Here is an 18,038-nt window from a genome sequence, read left to right as displayed (position 1 = left end):
ACAATCCCAACGGATTAAGGACTTAGGAGCCATCTTACTTTGAATTTAGACTCTTGACACCCATTTAATCTCTTTCTGGGGATAAGCTACTAGATGTAACTCAATCTTATGATTAAATTTATCAGCCAATGGCAACAGTTTTAGCAATTGAAACAAGTTGTGACGAAACAGGGGTAGCAATTGTAAAGAATCGTAAAGTTTGCAGTAATGTGGTGGCCTCTCAAATCCCTATTCATCGCCCCTATGGGGGGGTAGTGCCAGAGGTGGCCTCCCGGCAACATTTGGAAATGGTCAACCCCCTAATTACCGAAGCACTAAGTTCAGCTAATCAGGACTGGACTGATATTGATGCGATCGCTACTACCTGCGCTCCGGGGTTAGTGGGAGCGCTATTAGTGGGAATCACAGCGGCGAAAAGTTTAGCGATGGTTCACCAGAAGCCATTTTTAGGAGTCCATCACCTAGAAGGTCACATTTATGCGTCCTATCTCAGTGAACCGGATTTAAAACCACCATTTCTCTGTTTATTAGTTTCTGGGGGCCACACCAGTTTAATTCGGGTGATCGGTTGTGGTCAGTATGAAACTTTGGGTCAAACCCGCGATGATGCGGCGGGAGAAGCCTTTGATAAGGTGGCTCGTTTACTCAACCTCGGTTATCCAGGCGGCCCGGTTATCGATCGCCTTGCAGCCAGTGGGAACCCCCAAGCCTTCCCTCTCCCAGAGGGTCGCATTTCCCTACCTGGGGGCGGCTATCATCCCTATGATTCCAGCTTTAGCGGCCTGAAAACGGCTGTCTTACGTTTGGTGGATAAATTCAACCAAAAAGGGGTCGAACTGCCCGTGGCAGACCTGGCAGCCAGCTTTCAGGATACAGTTGCCAGGGGGTTAACCAAACGAGCGATCGCCTGCGCCCTCAATTACCAATTGGATACTATTACGGTTGGGGGGGGAGTTGCTGCTAACAGTCGCCTCCGTCATTTGTTACAGGAAGCGGCTAAGGAAAACCATTTAAGGGTTTTGTTCCCTCCGATGAAATTCTGCACTGATAATGCGGCGATGATCGCCTGTGCGGCGGCGGATCACCTGGAACATGATCACACCTCCCCTCTGACTTTGGGGGCTTATTCTCGTATGGCGATCGCTGATGTGATGAACCTCTATGAGGCTATCTGAAACAATCAGGAAGTCAACAAAATTAGCACAAATGTCGGGGTGGGTTCCTAAATATCCACCACCGACAATATCAATCAACCCGTCCTCACCCAGGAGGGCTTAATCATAAGACATTCTGAGTGGCGATCGGTTGTACAAAACGATGGTTAGCCCGCACAAAACAATTACTCGCGGCCCCTTGTTCATCAGTACGTTCAACATACATCCAGGGTTGGTTTTCGTTATCATAAACAATACCAAATCCGGCCGGACCCAGATTAATCTCAAAATCCTGTCCTTGTTTGATCGTGCCAACTACTGGCCAGTTTTTGATATTCATAGTCACCTGACCCTGGTTAGCCAGAAGTTGGTCATAGCTGCTGAGATTATTAGCCATGCGACAGTTTAAACCGTTGGGGTCTCTGTCTGTCACTTCCCAGGTGGTATGAGTTGAACGGGTATAATCGCCATTATCTCTGGGTCTCGGTAAATTCATACCCCCCTGACCCGGTTGCGCCAGAGAAGGGGGATTTTGAGTTACTGTAGGCATAGGACCGGCTGGGGCGACCTGAATGGCATTATTTTGGGCTTGAGGGTTTTTCTGACAAGCGATCGCACTTACCCAAACCATCCCCAGCAGAGAGACAAAACCGATTGTTTTAAAAATTTTAGTATTCATAGGGTCACATATAACTCAATAGGTTCTCCGGTGAGGCTAAATGCCCGCACCTCTATAATCTTCACTTTCACCAGTTCACCTGAGAGTTCCGCCAAATTCCCTTTAAAAAACGTCAGACGATTACCACGGGTACGTCCCATCACCTGGCTGGGGTCTTTGGGGTTTGTGCCTTCCACTAATACCTCCTCAATGCGATCGCGGTATCTTTGGGATCTTTCCATAGCCTTCACATTCACCAGTCGGTTTAACCGTTGTAGGCGATCGGCTTTCACCTCCTCAGAAAGCTGATTTTCCCACAACGCCGCCCCAGTTCCCGGACGGGGGGAATAAGCCGCCGTGTTCAACAGGTCAAAACCAATATCATCAACCAGTTTTAGGGTATTCTCAAACTGCGCCTCTGTTTCTCCCGGAAACCCGACGATCGCATCAGCACTAATTGACGCATCGGGAATATACTCGCGAATAGTATTAATAATCCGACGATATTTTTCATGGGTGTATCCCCGCGCCATGGCCTTTAGCACATCATTATCCCCCGACTGAAACGGGATATGGAAATGTTCGCACACCTTGGGAAGTTCCGCACAGGCGCGAATTAACCTTTCTGTGAAATAGCGAGGATGACTGGTAGCGAAACGGATACGCTCAATACCGGGTATATCATGCACATAATAGAGCAGGTCTGTCAAAGTGTGTTGGTGACGACCGTCTGGGGTAGAACCGGGGAGGTCGCGACCATAGGCATCAATATTTTGTCCCAGCAGTGTAACTTCTTTATAACCCGCCCTGGCTAATTCTTCCATTTCCGCCCGGATAGCTTCCGGGGTGCGGGACTGTTCGGTTCCTCGGACGTTGGGAACTACGCAATAGGTACAGCGTTCGTTGCAACCATAAATTACATTCACCCAGGCGGTGATATTGCTATCTCGGCGAGGTTTGGTGATGTCTTCCACAATATTAATCGGTTCAGTCGCCACCACCTGGGAACCCTCAAATACTTGCTCTAATAGGTCTTGGAGACGGTTGGCGTGTTGCGGTCCCATGACCAAATCAAGTTCGGGAACCCGACGCAGGAGTGCTTCTCCTTCCTGTTGGGCGACGCATCCCGCTACAATTAGGGTCAGGTTCGGATTTTCCTGTTTCCGTTTCGCTTGTCTCCCCAGGTAGGAGTAGACTTTCTGTTCGGCGTTATCGCGAATGGTACAGGTGTTGTAAAGGACGATATCAGCTTGGTTTGGGTCTTCAACGAAGGTTAACCCCATTTCGTCTAAAATGCCTGCCATACGTTCGGAGTCGGCTTTGTTCATTTGACATCCGAAAGTGGTGATATGGTAATGGCGGGGTTTTGTGGTCATGGTTTGATATTAGGGATAACTTATCGATAATGGTCTATCAGTTGAATGACTATTATAATTGAATGGTTGGGTTTGTGATTTTTTATGTCTAGGCGAATTCAGGTTTTGATGGTTGGTGCGATCGCTTTGCTGTCCTTGGGGGTGGCGACTTGGTACACTCATTTGGAGTTATCCCTACTCACGGGTTTATTATTGGCGATCGCTTCTAAGGGTATGCGGCGGCGAGGCTATCCGACCAGGAATTATTCCTCGGAAGATTCCCCAGATATTTGACTTCTGGGGATTGATTCTAGACTAATTAGCGCCACTTCCTAAGATATACAAACTTATTAAGGTGCCGCTATTCCATAAACTGTGTAGTAACATAGGAGCCAACAGATTACGCGATCGTGTATAGACAAAACCCAGGACAATTCCTAACACGAATAAAGGCAAAATTTCCGAGACATTCAAATGAGCCACCGCAAACAGCAACCCACTGGCTATAATTGCACCCCACAGGGAAAAATAGCGAGTTAGGGAAGGTAACAGAAACCCCCTAAATAACACCTCCTCAAACCAAGGTGCTGCTAGAGAAGCCGTCAAGAAAAATATCCCTAAAGCTACCGCATCTCGATTTTCTAAAGCTATGGGTAATATCGGATTACTTCCCCCTTGACCATCCCATAATTTTTGATTGACTAAGGAAGTTAAAATCACTAAGGGTAAAGCTACACAATAGCCACCGAAACCCCATAATAACCAACTATCCCATAATTTGAACCTAAACCAACCTTCCGGGAGAGGGAAAAATGATTTGATAGACAGATATAAAACACCTAATCCACCACCCACTAAAATCATATAAGTTATGAGGATATAAAAGGCTTGCAGTCTCACATCTCCCGCCGCCGGTCTTAAACCGAGGAGTTGAAAAATCAATGGGATTAATAACTGTCCAACTAGGAAAAAACCTAAAACAAACACTTGCACAATCATTTCCGCAGTCCAAGGGACAGACCATTTGACATCAGCATTACGGTTGATAATTGCCTGTTCACGTTTCAGGAACCATTGCACTGCTAAAATGATGGATAGGATAATTCCCGACACCAAACCAAAGCCAGGAATAGCGGAAACAATGGCTAATTTATAAACGGCATTTTCTGACGTTTCCTGCTGTTGATTATTTAGTTGTTGTAAGACATCTTCACGGTTTTGTAAAGTGTAGAGTTGGGCTAAAGTTTGAAAACTGAACCAACCCTCTAAATTTGCCTGTAAAATATCTTCGGCATTAGAGACTATATCTGGCGGTTCTGTCCAGAGTCCTACTAATACTTCCGCTGTGGTACTTGTGGGATAATTACCATTTTCAGAAATTAGGGATTCCCAAGTAGCGATCGCCTCTTGGGAGTCTCCCAGCACTGCTTGGATAATGCCAATTCGCAATTCTAACTCACCTATGGTCTGTGCTAATTCTCCCCTCGAAAATTGTGAGGGTTGATTGGGTTGTAGTCGCTGTAAATTTTGGTAGTTAGACTCCTGTACATTTTGGTATTGTTTCAGGGCAGCATTAACCGGATCTTTCCCGATAATATTATCTCGTAGGGTGAGCAAATTCGCCCGGTCTTCCGTCTGTGGTTGCCACCCAGAAGCCTGGAGAATTAAATTAGTCTGATACAGTTCCAGACGGCTTTGAATTTGGGGCTGACTCCAACTGCCGAGCAGGCTTAAAGTCACATATACTATAGAGATGAAAGTCAGAATGCTTAAAATTATCTGTTTTAATTTCATATATTTTTATTGAAAGGAAATAATCGATTTTTAGGACTTGATTTTACCATTGGGGATGAGTTGCCAAAAGTTCAGCCATTTGAGTAGCTGGTAAAGGCCTAGAAAAGAAATATCCTTGTCCGCTATTACATTCTAGTTCTCGTAGTTGTGCAAGTTGTTCGGCGGTCTCTATTCCCTCAGCTACGGCTACCATATTTAAAGTTTTAGAAATACCAATGATGGCAGGAATTAGCCCCAGATTTTCGGGAGTTCCATCTAAAAGACTGACAAAAGACTTATCAATTTTTATGGTATCTACCGGGAAGGCGTGTAAATAACTGAGGGAGGAGTAGCCTGTGCCAAAATCATCGAGACTTAAACCGATATGGCGATCGCGAAATTTGGTTAAAATAGTTCGGGCTGTTTGTGTATGTTCGACGATCGCACTTTCAGTCATTTCTAATCTCAGACATTTAGGATTTAAACCACTTTCATCCAGGATATCATCAACCGTTGCAATTAGATCGGCTTGGGTAAACTGTCTGACAGAGAGATTCACACTAATACTAACAGATTCATCTACCAATTTCTGCTCCTGCCAATTTTTCAGTTGATGACAGGCTTCTACCAGCATCAAAGTTCCAATAGTAGTAATTACCCCCATTTCCTCAGCCAAGGGGATAAACATACCAGGTGGGACCAAACCCCGTTGGGGATGTTGCCAACGCACCAAGGCTTCCATACTCGAAATTTTGCCAGTTTCTAAGTTAATAATTGGCTGATAATAAGCGATTAATTCTTGATTTTCAATAGCCCGTCTTAGGTCAGTTTCTAAACCCAATAAATCCAGGGCTTCTTTGTGCATAGCCGGGTCAAAGATATGATATTGTCCCCGTCCTAGGGCTTTGGCACGATACATAGCTGTATCTGCATCTCGCAATAAATGTTCGGGTTGTTCATAGTCTCTATTACTGAGAACTACACCGATACTCATATTAATAAAAATCTCTCGGCTATAGATTTGAAACGGACAAGACATCACCTCAAGAATAGAATTGGCGAGATTCCTTACTGGTTCAATTTCATTAACATCATGTACAATAATGGCAAATTCATCTCCTCCCAAGCGGGATAGTAAATCATTATTTTTGAGTATTTTTTGAATGCGATCGCCAATAGCAATTAACAATTCATCTCCCACTGTATGCCCCAAGGAATCGTTCACCACCTTAAAGCGATCGCAATCCATAAACAGCACCGCAAACCCATGACTACTACCCTGTTTTAACCTAGCAATTGCCCAGGATATCTGATCCATAAATAAAGTGCGGTTGGGTAGTCGTGTTAACGGGTCATGGAGAGCCATTTCCAACAACTTAGCATTAGCAATTTCCAATTGTTTAGTGCGTTCTTTAACCCTAGCTTCTAACTCAGTATTTAATTCAAGAATTTTCTTTTCCGCCGCCTTCAGCATCAGGTGATTTTCCACCCTCACTAGAACCTCCTCCATTTGAAAAGGCTTAGTAATATAGTCTACACCCCCAGCGCCAAAGGCTTTAACCTTATCAAAAACATCATTTAAAGCACTGAGAAATATCACCGGAACCTTAGCTAATTTTTGATTGCTTTTCAACTCTTGACAAACCTGATATCCATCCATTCCCGGCATCATAATATCCAGTAGAATCAAATCAGGTTGCACAGTCTTGACGGCCATCAAAGCCATTTTACCATTAACAGCCTTGCGGACATTGTATCCTTCCATCATCAAAATTTCCGAGAGAAGGTGTAAATTTTCCGGCTTATCATCGACGACTAAAATATCTGCTTTTGGTGTATCCACTTGATTTTCACTCAATTCGGCATTTGTTGGATATTAGGTGCTTCCGGCTTTGTTTGTTCCACCAATTCCAGAACTTTATCAAACTGAAAACTTCCCACCCATTCTGTCATTGTATTAGCTAGATTACTGTACTGAGCGGGAATTTCTTGAATCAGGTCTAATAGTAGTAAGTCACTACCCTGAGCCGCCGCAGAATATATCTGATCTAGCCAATATTCTGGCATTTCTCTGATTTGTTCTAAGTTAATTTTTGAGGGTTCGATATTGTCAGTATCTTCGGGAGAATTGAGATTTAAAGATATCTCCGGCTGTGTATTGTAAATATATTGGACACCCAGATATTGACTCAATTTACTGAGCAATTCTCCTCGCTGAAAAGGCTTTCGCAGCAAATCATTGCATCCCACGTTCATAATATCCTGTCTTTGTTCCTCAAAGGCACTAGCAGTCAGTGCAATAATGACGGTCTCCCGACCACCAGGCTGAGAGCGAATTTGGCGGGTAGCTTCATAACCATTGACCACAGGCATTCGCATATCCATAAAAATCAGGTCAGGGTTCCACTGTTGCCAAATAGCGATCGCCTCGGAGCCATTGTTAGCTGCTCTGACCGAAAACCCCAGGACACTCAGGAGTTCCACCAGCAATAAACGATTGCTTTCTCGGTCTTCAACCACCAAAATGCGATAGAGCGCCTGCTTAGGAGCCAGACCGATGACCCTATCCATAATAGATGCGATCGCTGGGTTCGGCTTGTCCTCAGTCCTTTGTACTGGAATAGTAAACGAAAAAGTCGAACCCTGGTTAAGGCAACTACGGACAGTAATTTCACCACCCATTAGTGTGACAAATTGCTGTGCAATTGCCAACCCCAAACCGCTACCCTCGGAAGCATTTAAACCAGTTTCCGTTTGTGCAAAGGCTTCAAACAGTCCTTCACAGTCTTCGGGAGCAATTCCCAGCCCGGTATCTTCCACTTCAAATTGTAATAGATCTGAGGGATACTCGCTTTGGTGAGAAACCCGAACAGTCACACTACCTTCATCCGTAAACTTAATGGCATTTCCCAATAAATTGATCAACACCTGACGCAACTTTTTCTCATCGGCTTTAATATACCTAATCAAACCTTGAGGGCGCTCAAAAATCAGATGTAAATTTTTAGAAGTCGCCCGCAATTTAAATAAATCCTCTAAACTTTTCAGAAACTCATATAAATCAAAAGCATTCACCTGAAGAGTCGCCCGCCCTGCCTCAATCCGAGACATTTCCAAAATATCATTAATCAGACCGAGAAGATGCTCCCCCGACCGATTAATAATCTCAATATGTTGACGATTTTCGGGAGCCAGATTCTGGTTAGTAGACATCAGTTGAGCAAACCCCAAAATCGCATTTAAAGGAGTTCTTAACTCATGGCTCATATTCGCCAAAAACTCACTTTTCGAGCGATTAGCCTCATCAGCCATTTCCTTAGCCTGTTGCAGTTGTCTAGCCTGTTCTTGAGTTTGCGCCAACAATTCCGCCTGTTGAACAGCCACGCCCAACTGAGAGCCAATTTGTGTAACTGTGCGAATTTCAGCAGTCGTCCAACTGCGGGGATGATAATTCTGATAGACTGCCAATAATCCCCATAGTTGATAGCCGCAAAAAATCGGGGTAATAATATAAGCCCTAGCTTGAAACTGTTTTAATAATTCCAGATAACAACCATCGAAATCCATTTTATAAATATCATTCACACATCTATAACTGACTCCTTTGCCATAAATACCACCTTGATTTTGTTGCAAATAAGTATCCGAAATCACATAGCGATGATTCATGACCCGAAAAGCACATTTTTCCTGTTCAATAGCGATCGCTGTGCTATTACTATCTCCTAGAGGTGCGGCGGTAAGTTGCACCCAACCTTCAGCCACGGACTCGGCCATAAATTCTCCACTCCAGTCTTCCCGGAAGCGATAAACCAAAACGCGATCGCAATTTAAAGCCTGTCTAAGTTCCCCAGTAGTAGCACTAAAAATCTGCTCTAGTTCCAAAGTTTTTCGCATTTGCTGAACCATTTGCAGAATAGAGCGTTCTTGTTCCGCCCCTTCCCGGAGAGCCTGTTCAGCCATTTTACGGTCTGTCACATCAGTATGAAATCCCACCATGCGATAGGGCTGGTTATGTTCATCCCAAAGAGCCACCCCCCTAGAGCGAATCCAGCGCCGTTCACCATTATCTAATTCGGTGCGATATTCCACATCAAAAGCGGGAATTTCCTTAGCCAAATACCGATTTAACATCCCTTCCACCCGCTGGCGGTCATCTGGATGAATAATTCTTAGCGCCGAGTCCAAATTAGAGAAACAATCTAAATCCGGTCCGCAGCCCAACATAATTTTTCCCCGGGGGGATAGATAAACCTCATCGGCAGAAATATCCCAATCCCAAATTCCATCATTAGCCCCCTCGACCGCGAGAGTAAATCGTTCTTGACTGCGCCTGAGAGCCTCTTCAGTCTGCTTTTGATTAGTAATATCACTAATAGTACATATAACCCGCATCACGTCCTTTCCCGGCTCATGTAGTGTGGCATTCACCAATAACCACCGTCGCTGTTGAGTTTTCGGGTCATCAAACCCCATAACCACATGATGCACTGCTTCACCTGTAGCGATCGCTTTTTGTACAGGTAAATCTGACAAAGAAATCGGCGATCCATCCTCCACCACCAAATGCCAACCCTCTCCAAACACCTGAAGGCTATCTGGTTCAATATTTAGCCGTAAAAGATCCAATGCCGCCTGATTAAAAACCAAAATTTCTGCCTTAGCATTCAGCAATAACATTCCCACCTGCATTTGCTGAATCAAAGTCCTAAACTGCTGTTCATTGTCTTGGCAAACTTTTTCGCGCGCCAATTGGTTGACCAATTTGTGATCCCATAACTTAGTTAACACAATAAAAAATAGACAGATAACCGTGGCCAATACTACGGCGATCGCCAACCAAGAGGGACTCAAAGAGGGATTCACAGTAATAGGCGTGATTAATTTGGGTATAAACCCAGTCGCCGTAAGTCCTATATAGTGCATTCCACCGATACCAAATCCCATAACCATTGCACTGATCACCTTTTGTCTAGTTTTTTCGACTACAGGGTTATCTTCAAGTCGAAAAGCCAGCCACAGAGAAATCAAAGCCACATCAATAGCGATCGCCACAGAAAACAGCACCAAATGTGCATCATAAACAATCTCAGCTTCCGTGGCTATGGCGCTAATTGCTAGATAGTCCATCAAAGCCAGTGCAGTACCTATACAAATCCCACCTGTAATCAGGATAAACCGACTCGCCTGCTCTCTGAGTGCGAGCCCCAGAAACATCCCAGAAGCCATAATAGCCATCAACAACGACAGCAAAGCCATCCACAGGTTATAAGTAACATCTAGGGGAAATTCTAGGGCGACTATACTCATAAAATCCATAGACCACAAACCTGCCCCCATAGCGATCGCCCCCATGCACAGCCAAAACCTCCACCGTTTCGCCGTCCATAGACCCTCACGGACTTGTACAGCCAAATCCATAGGGATATAAGAGGTAATCACAGCCATTGCCAAAGACAAAGCCATCAAACCCCAATGGTAATCGCCTGTAATCTGATTATTCATCATCAATTTCGCCCACGCCCTAAGCATTTCAACAGTCCCGTTAATCAGAATCCTATCTTGAGGATTTGCTGGGACAGACCCTTAACATCTCTTTACATCATAAATGAGTAGTAGGAAACTGCCCCAAACAAGTTAAAATGCTTCTGGCTTACCATCGAACTTAAAATTTTAAGATGACGACCCGTGTAATCCTTGTCCGTCACGGTCAGAGTACCTACAACGCCCAAAAACGAATTCAGGGCCGCCTGGATGATTCAGTTCTCACCGACCAGGGCCGCGTTGATGCCGCCTGCGTCGCCCAAGCCCTCCAGGGTTTAAGGTTCGATGCTATTTATCACAGTCCCCTACAACGAGCCCAACAAACAGCCCAATTGATTAGCTCTGGACTGGATGCAGCCCCTCAGTTGCAACCGACAGACCTATTAATGGAAATTGATCTGCCTCTGTGGGCTGGACTCCCCCGCCAAGAAGTCCGCGATCGCTTTCCCGAAGATTATCAATGTTGGCAACAGAGCCCCCATGAGTTTTTCATGGTATTAGAATCTGGGCATAAACATTTCCCGGTGTTAGCCTTATTTGAGCAAGCCAAACAATTTTGGCGGCACGTCTCTATCCAGACCAACCAAACCATCCTAGTAGTGGCTCATAACGGCATCAATCGATCGCTGATCGCTACGGCTTTAGGAGTTCAACCCCAATTCTATCAAAGTATTCAACAGTCTAACTGTGGTATTAGCATTATCAATATTGGTGATGTCACCCCCGGAGAACTACCACTACCCGCAGCCGTACAATTAGAATCGATGAACCTCACTAGCCATGTGCGGGAGAAACTCCCCACCCTTCGCCCGGAACATCGTGGACCGAGACTGCTGTTAGTGCGCCATGGAGAAACTGAATGGAACCGAAAAGGACAGTTTCAAGGTCAGATTGATATTCCCCTGAATGATAACGGGCGATTACAAGCTCGCAAAGCTGCCGAATTTCTCCAGGATATTAAAATCGATTTTGCGGTCAGTAGCCCCATGGCACGCCCCCGAGAAACGGCAGAAATTATCCTGGAATATCACCGAGATATAGAACTACAATTTGAGGACAATTTCCGAGAGATTAGCCATGGTTTATGGGAGGGTAAATTTGAATCAGAAATTGAGCAGGATTATCCGGGTTTATTAAATCAGTGGAAAACTGCACCGGAAACGGTACAGATGCCAGAAGGTGAAAACTTAAATCAGGTAGGAGAAAGGGTAGCCCTGGGATGGCAGAATATCATTAATAAATATGATTCCCAACCCCTGACGGGATTAGTGGTGGCTCATGATGCGGTAAATAAGGCTCTGTTGTGTCAATTATTGGGTTTATCACCAGAGCATTTCTGGAATTTTAAACAGGGTAATGGTTCGGTGACCGTAATTGACTATCCCCACGGTGCTAAAGGTAACCCGGTTTTAGAAACTATGAATATTACCACCCATTTATCGGGTAGTATTCTTGACCAAACCGCCGCCGGAGCCCTCTAGGACTGGTCTGTGAATATGAGTAGTGAACTCCTGAAACAGGTGCGGGTATTAGACCCGATGGATGGACGAGATCAAGTGGCAGATGTACTGATTATTGATGGGTATATTACTGCTATTGAATCCCAGATTTATGATTACCCAGAACATACTCAGATCATTGATTCCCACGGTATGATTTTGGGGCCGGGATTGGTGGATATGTATAGCCATACGGGAGAACCGGGCTTTGAAGAACGGGAAACTATTGCATCTTTAGAGGCGGCAGCTAGGGCGGGAGGTTATACCCGCCTGGGGATTTTACCGGATATGCTACCACCTGCTGATAATCTCTCCACGATTCAACATTGGCAAGGTTTAGCACCCCATGGCTTTTATGTCTGGGGGGCAGCCACGAGGGGTGCGGCGGGGGAGATGATGACGGAATTAGCGGAATTGGCGACTACTGAGATTATTGGTTTTGCTGATGGATATGCTCATCGAAATCTTAATCTGTGGCGGCGAGTTTTGGAGTATGTTAACCCGCTGAAAAAAACGATCGCTCTGTATTGTTGCGATCGCACTCTGGCGGACTCAGGAGTAATGCGGGAAGGTTACGCCTCTATCTATAGCGGTTTGACCGGGATTCCTGATTATGCCGAAACTGTGGCTATTTCCGCCGTCCTGGAATTGGTGGCGGCGATCGGAACTCCGGTTCATATCATGCGGGTTTCTACAGCTAGGGGTGTGCAACTAATTCGGGAAGCTAAACAGCGACATCTACCTATTACCGCTAGTACCACCTGGATGCACTTACTATTTGATACAGAAGCCATTACCGGGCGGCTTTCTGACTGTGGTTTAGGCTTTGCGCCGAATCCCTACGATCCGAATCTTAATGTTGACCCGCCTCTGGGTAATCCAGACGATCGCCAAGCCCTAATTCAGGCTATTGTAGACGGGACTATTGATGCGATCGCTGTTGACCACACCCCCTACACCTACGAAGAAAAAACCGTTGCTTTTGCTGATGCACCCCCAGGGGCGATCGGCTTAGAATTAGCCTTATCTCTACTGTGGAAAACCTTTGTCCAACAGCCAGATACCGTTTTTAAGATTCAATGGTCGCCACTGCAACTGTGGCGAGTTTTAAGCACCCAACCCGCCCACTGTTTGGCTATTTCTCCCCCCACTGTTGCCGTCAACCGCGCCGCCGAATTAACCCTCTTTGACCCCGCACAGCCTTGGAGGGTAGATCACACTACCATCAAATCGCGATCGGCTAATACCCCCTGCTGGGGGCAGGAAATGACCGGAAAAGTCATCAAAACTTGGCGCGGTTGACAGCCAAAAAAGTCGGTTAAAAACTGCGATCGACCCCTCCCAGACGGTCTAAGGGCCAGAACCGGACCACAGCCCGACCGATGATATTCTCTCGGGGGACAAATCCCCAATAGTGACTATCAAAGCTATTGTTACGGTTATCCCCCAGGACTAAAAACTCGCCTTCGGGGATGGTTTCCGGCCCCCATTTGTATTGGGGTTCTTCGGCAATATAGTCCTCTTCAATGGGTTCGCCATTCACAAAAACCTGTCCGTCCCGAACCTCTAATGTTTCGCCGGGTAAGCCAATAATCCGCTTAATGAAAGCATCATTGTATTGTAGGCTCAGTTCCTCCGTGGGATTGAAAACTACCACATCTCCCCGTTGCGGTTCGCTGAAACGGTAGCTTAACTTATCAATAATCAGGCGATCGTTGATTTCCAGGGTGGGAAGCATTGACCCAGAGGGAATATAACGAGCCTCTGCGACAAAAGTTCGGATACCCAAAGCCAAAATTATACTTAGTCCAATAGTCTTAATGCCTTCAACCCAAGCATTCTCCTCGTTGTTTGATGGTGATGATGGTGAATTTTTGGGTTTTTGGTCTTGATTGGGGACACTGCTCATAATTTTACAGTCAAAGGACATAATTAATACTGGCAGTAGGGTATACGCCTGGCTAGACAGACAATATCCCGCCTTGATGCACCGTAGCATCACCTGCCGATGGTCTTATATTCTTGATGATAGCTGACCATCAGCTTTTTTGGCAGGTTTTGAGAATATCCCTCAAACATGGTTGCGATCGCCACAGGATTAGCAATATAATACTGGGATTAAGGATACCTCGCTCAATCAATAACAGCCAGGGTCTCCGTCGGAATAATTACTTAGAAAACTGACGGTGATCAACGGAGTTTTAACTAAAAATGGTACAGGATCAAAAATCAACGGTTATAGTCACGGGTGCCTCTTCGGGGGTTGGTTTATACGCCGCCAAAGCCCTCGCCGATAGGGGCGCTCATGTCATCATGGCTTGTCGTAACTTGGAAAAGGCAGAAGCCGCCGCCCAAGAATTAGGGATTCCCGAAGACAGCCGCACTATCCTTCATATCGACCTCGGTTCCCTTGAGAGTGTCCGACGGTTTATCAACTCATTCCGGGCTACGGGTAGAACCTTGGAGGGGTTAGTCTGTAATGCGGCTATCTATATGCCCCTCATAAAAGAACCCCTTCGTAGTCCAGAAGGCTATGAGTTGACCATGACCACCAATCACCTCGGGCATTTCCTCCTCTGTAATGTGATGATGGAGGACATGAAACGCTCTCCCGCTGAGGATAAGCGTATGGTGATTTTGGGAACGGTTACCCATAACCCCGACGAACTCGGTGGCAAAATTCCACCCCGCCCCGACTTGGGAGACCTGGAAGGGTTTGCTAAGGGCTTCCGAGAACCAGTTTCTATGATTGACGGCAAAAAATTTGAACCCGTCAAAGCCTATAAAGATAGTAAGGTTTGCAATGTCCTAACTATGCGGGAATTGCACCGACGCTATCACGACGAAACTGGTATCACTTTCACCTCTCTTTACCCAGGTTGCGTCGCGGATACGCCCCTGTTCCGCAATCACTATCCCCTGTTCCAGAAAATATTTCCTATATTCCAGAAATACATTACCAAGGGCTATGTCTCTCAGGAATTGGCTGGAGAACGAGTGGCTGCTGTGGTCCTTGATGAGGAATATCGCCAGTCTGGTGCTTACTGGAGTTGGGGAAATCGCCAGAAAAAAGGCCGACAGTCTTTTGTGCAACGGGTCTCGCCCCAAGCTAGAGATGAGGAAAGAGCTGAGAAAATGTGGAATCTCAGTCTCAAGTTGGTAGAACTGGCTTATTGATTTGTGTCTGAAAATTGACAACTTTCCGCCGGGTTTTCCCGGCTTTTTTGTCCTTAACCCACAAAAGCTGCTTGGGGTGAGCTGGAAACCGATTTTTTGCTAGAATCTATCCCAGCCACTACTTTGTTGCTAAACTAAGACATTTATACTAAACCAATATGCAAGCTCGTAGAACAGCCCGTGAACTCGCCCTTTTGGGGATGAGCCAACTACCATCAACTCCCGAAAGGCTTGAGACTCAGCAAATGGAAGATGTGGTCCTCGCTGCTGTCCGTACCTTAACCACAGAAGGACAAGAATCCCTAGAGACGGCTATGGCTGAATTACAACGGGGTAACGATCGCCTTTTGAGTAGCCAAACTAGGGCGGCGGATTTGCACAGCGCCCGGACAATGGTTAGTGAGGCGATCGCATTGGCTCAATCAGCCATTAATCGTTTATCTACTGCTGTGGAATTGCCGGAATTGGTACAATTGGCAAGTCAGGAAGATGTCTACTCCTATGCTGTCAAAATTTTGGTCGAGCTTAACAAGCACCGGGAAGCTGTCGATAGTTCCCTAGAAGGGGCCATGGTTGATTGGCAATTATCCAGACTCCCCCGCATCGATCGCGATATTTTAAGGATTGCTGTCACTGAATTGTTATATCTGGGAGTTCAAGAACAAATTGCCGTTAATGAGGCGGTGGAGTTGGCTAAACGTTATAGCGACCAGGACAGCTACCGATTTATTAACGGGGTTCTCCGTCGTGTTGTTGATCACCTCAAAACTCAGTCTTCATCTGTCTAAATTTCGGTGATGCTGTGGGTCTGCTATTACCAATTCCCGCCTCACCAACACCTAAATCTGTTGTCAAATTTGAGTAATTAGTAAAATGGTTTTTAATTGGTTCCGCCGCCAGTTTAGCGATCGCCCCTCAGCAGAAGATACACAACAAGCTGAACCCTCATCAACTACCTCAACTCCCGACCAACCCGAAACTAAAGAACCGCCTCAGCCTACCACTGCTAATGAGGATTATTTACAGTGGGCTAAGGCCGCTTATCAAAATATTCAGCAACAACAAAAGCCAACAGAAGACACCACAGAAGCACCCACAGAAGACACCACAGAAGCCCAGACCCCCCCCGAAGAAGCCGAAACAAGTACCTCTGAGGTTCAGGAAACCCCCGCAGAATTAACAGAAACGACTGAACCTGTGGCAGTGGTTGAGGAAGTCGCAGAGGAAGTCGCAGAGGAAGTCGCAGAGGAAGTCGCAGAGGAAGTCGCAGAGGAAGTCGCAGAGGAAGTCGCAGAGGAAGTCGCAGAGGAAGTCGCAGAGGAAGTCGCAGAGGAAGTCGCAGAGGCGGCGGAAGTTAGAGAAACCGCTGAACCTGTAGCGATTGTTGAAGAGAGTATTGATGAGTCTTTGCCAATTTGGGCGAGAACCCAGGCGGAAAGACAGGCGAGAATTGAGAGATTAAAAGAAACGGCTATTTCCGAACCGGAAGCGGAAGGGGGGCAAACCACAGCCAGCGGTGAGGGAGAATCGACGGATCTAGTATTTGATGAGATGTTCCTGTGGTCGGCGGAAGTTTTGGCTAATCAGGGACGTAGACCAGAGGAAGTAGCAGTAGAGGAAATCACCTGGCTACAAAAGCTGTGGAAAGGTTTAGGGCGGACTCGCCGTAATTTACTCAATCAATTAAAAGCGATCGTCGGTCAGGGACCCCTAAATCAGGCGGCGGTAGAAGAAATTGAGGCTTTATTGCTGCAAGCTGATGTGGGTGTAGAAGCTACTGACGTGATTATTGAGGCGCTACAAAACCGCCTGCTAGAGGATGCTTTACCCCCGGAAGATGCGATCGCCTATTTAAAACAACTTCTGCGAGATCTCCTGGAAAAACCCTATCAAAATGGCTATAGTCCCACATTTGCCCCCGAAAAAGAACAATTGAATATTTGGTTAATTACCGGGGTCAATGGAGCCGGAAAGACTACTACCATCGGGAAAATTGCCCATATTGCCCAAAAGTCAGACTACCGGACTTTAATTGCGGCTGGGGATACTTTCCGGGCGGCAGCAGTCGAACAAGTAAAGGTCTGGGGCGAACGTAGTGGGGTAGAGGTGATTGCTAATCCTGGAAAGAATACAGATCCGGCCGCCGTGGTTTATGATGCGATCGCTGCTGCTAAATCCCGCGAGACCGAATTGCTAGTTATTGATACTGCTGGTAGATTGCAGAACAAAAAGAACCTGATGGAGGAACTTAACAAAATTCGTCGCGTAATAGACAAACAAGCACCAGATGCTAAGGTAGAATCCCTCCTAGTCCTTGATTCAACTTTAGGTCAAAACGGACTACGCCAGGCCCAAGTATTTGCCGAAGTTGCTCAACTTAGCGGTGTGGTCTTGACAAAATTAGATGGAACTGCTAAAGGTGGTGTGGCTTTAGCTGTTGTACAGCAGCTTGGTCTACCGATTCGTTTTATTGGTGTTGGGGAAAGTATCGAAGACCTACGGCCTTTTTCAAGCTACGAGTTTATCGAAGCCCTGTTAAGTGGTTAAAGCTCTGTTAAAGTGCAAAGTTTGGTATGTAAGTGTAATCATTGGGAACAGTTGATCTCCTAATGGAGACTTCAATTAGCACATATTGATTAGCGATGGGGGGGTGGCTGATGATTACTGTTGGTAGAATTTTTTAACTTTAAGTCTACCTAGGAGTCCCCCAGAAGCTGTCAAAGCATAAAGAAAGCGTCGCTTGTTGCTATCAAACTAGGGAGGATTTCTGATGATTGCCAGAAGAATCACTATACTGGTGGTAATTTAAACCTGCCATATCACGAGACCTAACGCTAATAAATTTTCGATGTCTTGGACTTACTATTGCACTCTAACC

The 18,038-nt window shown here is 45.9% G+C and carries 13 protein-coding genes; 7 read left to right on the top strand and 6 right to left on the bottom strand.

Going from position 1 to position 18,038, the window contains the following annotated elements; all coding sequences use genetic code 11:
- Positions 1 to 128: 128 nt before the first annotated feature.
- On the top strand, positions 129 to 1,175 hold the full coding sequence (gene tsaD, locus NLZ44_RS22260; protein ID WP_006619221.1) for a tRNA (adenosine(37)-N6)-threonylcarbamoyltransferase complex transferase subunit TsaD: 1,047 nt from the start codon (positions 129 to 131) through the stop codon (positions 1,173 to 1,175).
- 103 nt (positions 1,176 to 1,278) lie between these two features.
- Here the strand turns inward: tsaD and NLZ44_RS22255 are convergent, their stop codons facing one another.
- Positions 1,279 to 1,833 (bottom strand): hypothetical protein, encoded by a 555-nt coding sequence (locus NLZ44_RS22255; RefSeq protein ID WP_315638984.1) that lies wholly within the window; start codon positions 1,831 to 1,833, stop codon positions 1,279 to 1,281.
- Entirely contained in the window at positions 1,830 to 3,188 is a 1,359-nt protein-coding gene (gene miaB / locus NLZ44_RS22250) for a tRNA (N6-isopentenyl adenosine(37)-C2)-methylthiotransferase MiaB (RefSeq protein WP_006625435.1), read from the bottom strand. Before miaB ends, NLZ44_RS22255 begins: the two co-directional genes overlap by 4 nt.
- Positions 3,189 to 3,272: 84 nt before the next feature.
- Here miaB and NLZ44_RS22245 point away from each other — a divergent pair, with 84 nt between their 5' ends.
- Positions 3,273 to 3,461, top strand: a complete 189-nt coding sequence (locus NLZ44_RS22245; protein ID WP_493751201.1) for a hypothetical protein — start codon at positions 3,273 to 3,275, stop codon at positions 3,459 to 3,461.
- A gap of 21 nt (positions 3,462 to 3,482) precedes the next feature.
- Here NLZ44_RS22245 and NLZ44_RS22240 read toward each other — a convergent pair whose 3' ends face one another.
- From NLZ44_RS22240 to NLZ44_RS22230, 3 genes are read right to left on the bottom strand one after another with little or no spacing between them, the layout of a single operon-like run.
- Entirely contained in the window at positions 3,483 to 4,961 is a 1,479-nt protein-coding gene (locus NLZ44_RS22240; protein ID WP_493751200.1) for a CPBP family intramembrane glutamic endopeptidase, read from the bottom strand.
- A gap of 43 nt (positions 4,962 to 5,004) precedes the next feature.
- On the bottom strand, positions 5,005 to 6,783 hold the full coding sequence (locus NLZ44_RS22235) for a two-component system response regulator (RefSeq protein WP_493751199.1): 1,779 nt from the start codon (positions 6,781 to 6,783) through the stop codon (positions 5,005 to 5,007).
- A gap of 11 nt (positions 6,784 to 6,794) precedes the next feature.
- Positions 6,795 to 10,448: an ATP-binding protein gene (locus NLZ44_RS22230; protein WP_493751198.1), complete on the bottom strand. Its 3,654-nt coding sequence runs from the start codon at positions 10,446 to 10,448 to the stop codon at positions 6,795 to 6,797.
- Between the two features lie 170 nt (positions 10,449 to 10,618).
- On the opposite strand from NLZ44_RS22230, the gene NLZ44_RS22225 reads away from it, so the two are divergent.
- Together NLZ44_RS22225 and NLZ44_RS22220 are read left to right on the top strand one after the other, a co-directional pair.
- Entirely contained in the window at positions 10,619 to 11,965 is a 1,347-nt protein-coding gene (locus NLZ44_RS22225; RefSeq protein ID WP_187758163.1) for a histidine phosphatase family protein, read from the top strand.
- Positions 11,966 to 11,980: 15 nt separating this feature from the next.
- A complete protein-coding gene (locus NLZ44_RS22220) occupies positions 11,981 to 13,285 on the top strand; it encodes a dihydroorotase (RefSeq protein WP_493751197.1) in 1,305 nt (434 codons plus the stop codon).
- A gap of 16 nt (positions 13,286 to 13,301) precedes the next feature.
- On the opposite strand, the gene lepB is transcribed toward NLZ44_RS22220, so the two are convergent.
- Positions 13,302 to 13,892 carry a signal peptidase I gene (gene lepB, locus NLZ44_RS22215; protein ID WP_493751196.1) on the bottom strand — a complete coding sequence of 197 codons (591 nt, stop codon included), beginning with the start codon at positions 13,890 to 13,892 and terminating at the stop codon, positions 13,302 to 13,304.
- A gap of 302 nt (positions 13,893 to 14,194) precedes the next feature.
- Between lepB and NLZ44_RS22210 the strand changes: the two genes are divergently transcribed.
- The 3 genes from NLZ44_RS22210 to ftsY all read left to right on the top strand — a co-directional run bounded on the left by NLZ44_RS22210 (position 14,195) and on the right by ftsY (position 17,707).
- A complete protein-coding gene (locus NLZ44_RS22210; protein ID WP_493751195.1) occupies positions 14,195 to 15,160 on the top strand; it encodes a protochlorophyllide reductase in 966 nt (321 codons plus the stop codon).
- 158 nt (positions 15,161 to 15,318) lie between these two features.
- Positions 15,319 to 15,948, top strand: coding sequence for a transcription antitermination factor NusB (nusB, locus tag NLZ44_RS22205; RefSeq protein ID WP_493751194.1), 630 nt, complete (start codon positions 15,319 to 15,321; stop codon positions 15,946 to 15,948).
- 85 nt (positions 15,949 to 16,033) lie between these two features.
- Positions 16,034 to 17,707, top strand: a complete 1,674-nt coding sequence (gene ftsY / locus NLZ44_RS22200) for a signal recognition particle-docking protein FtsY (RefSeq protein WP_493751193.1) — start codon at positions 16,034 to 16,036, stop codon at positions 17,705 to 17,707.
- Positions 17,708 to 18,038 lie beyond the last annotated feature (331 nt).

This window comes from Arthrospira sp. PCC 9901, assembly GCF_059013425.1.
Note: the sequence above shows the minus strand (reverse complement) of the source record. Positions and strands in the feature narration are given on the sequence as shown.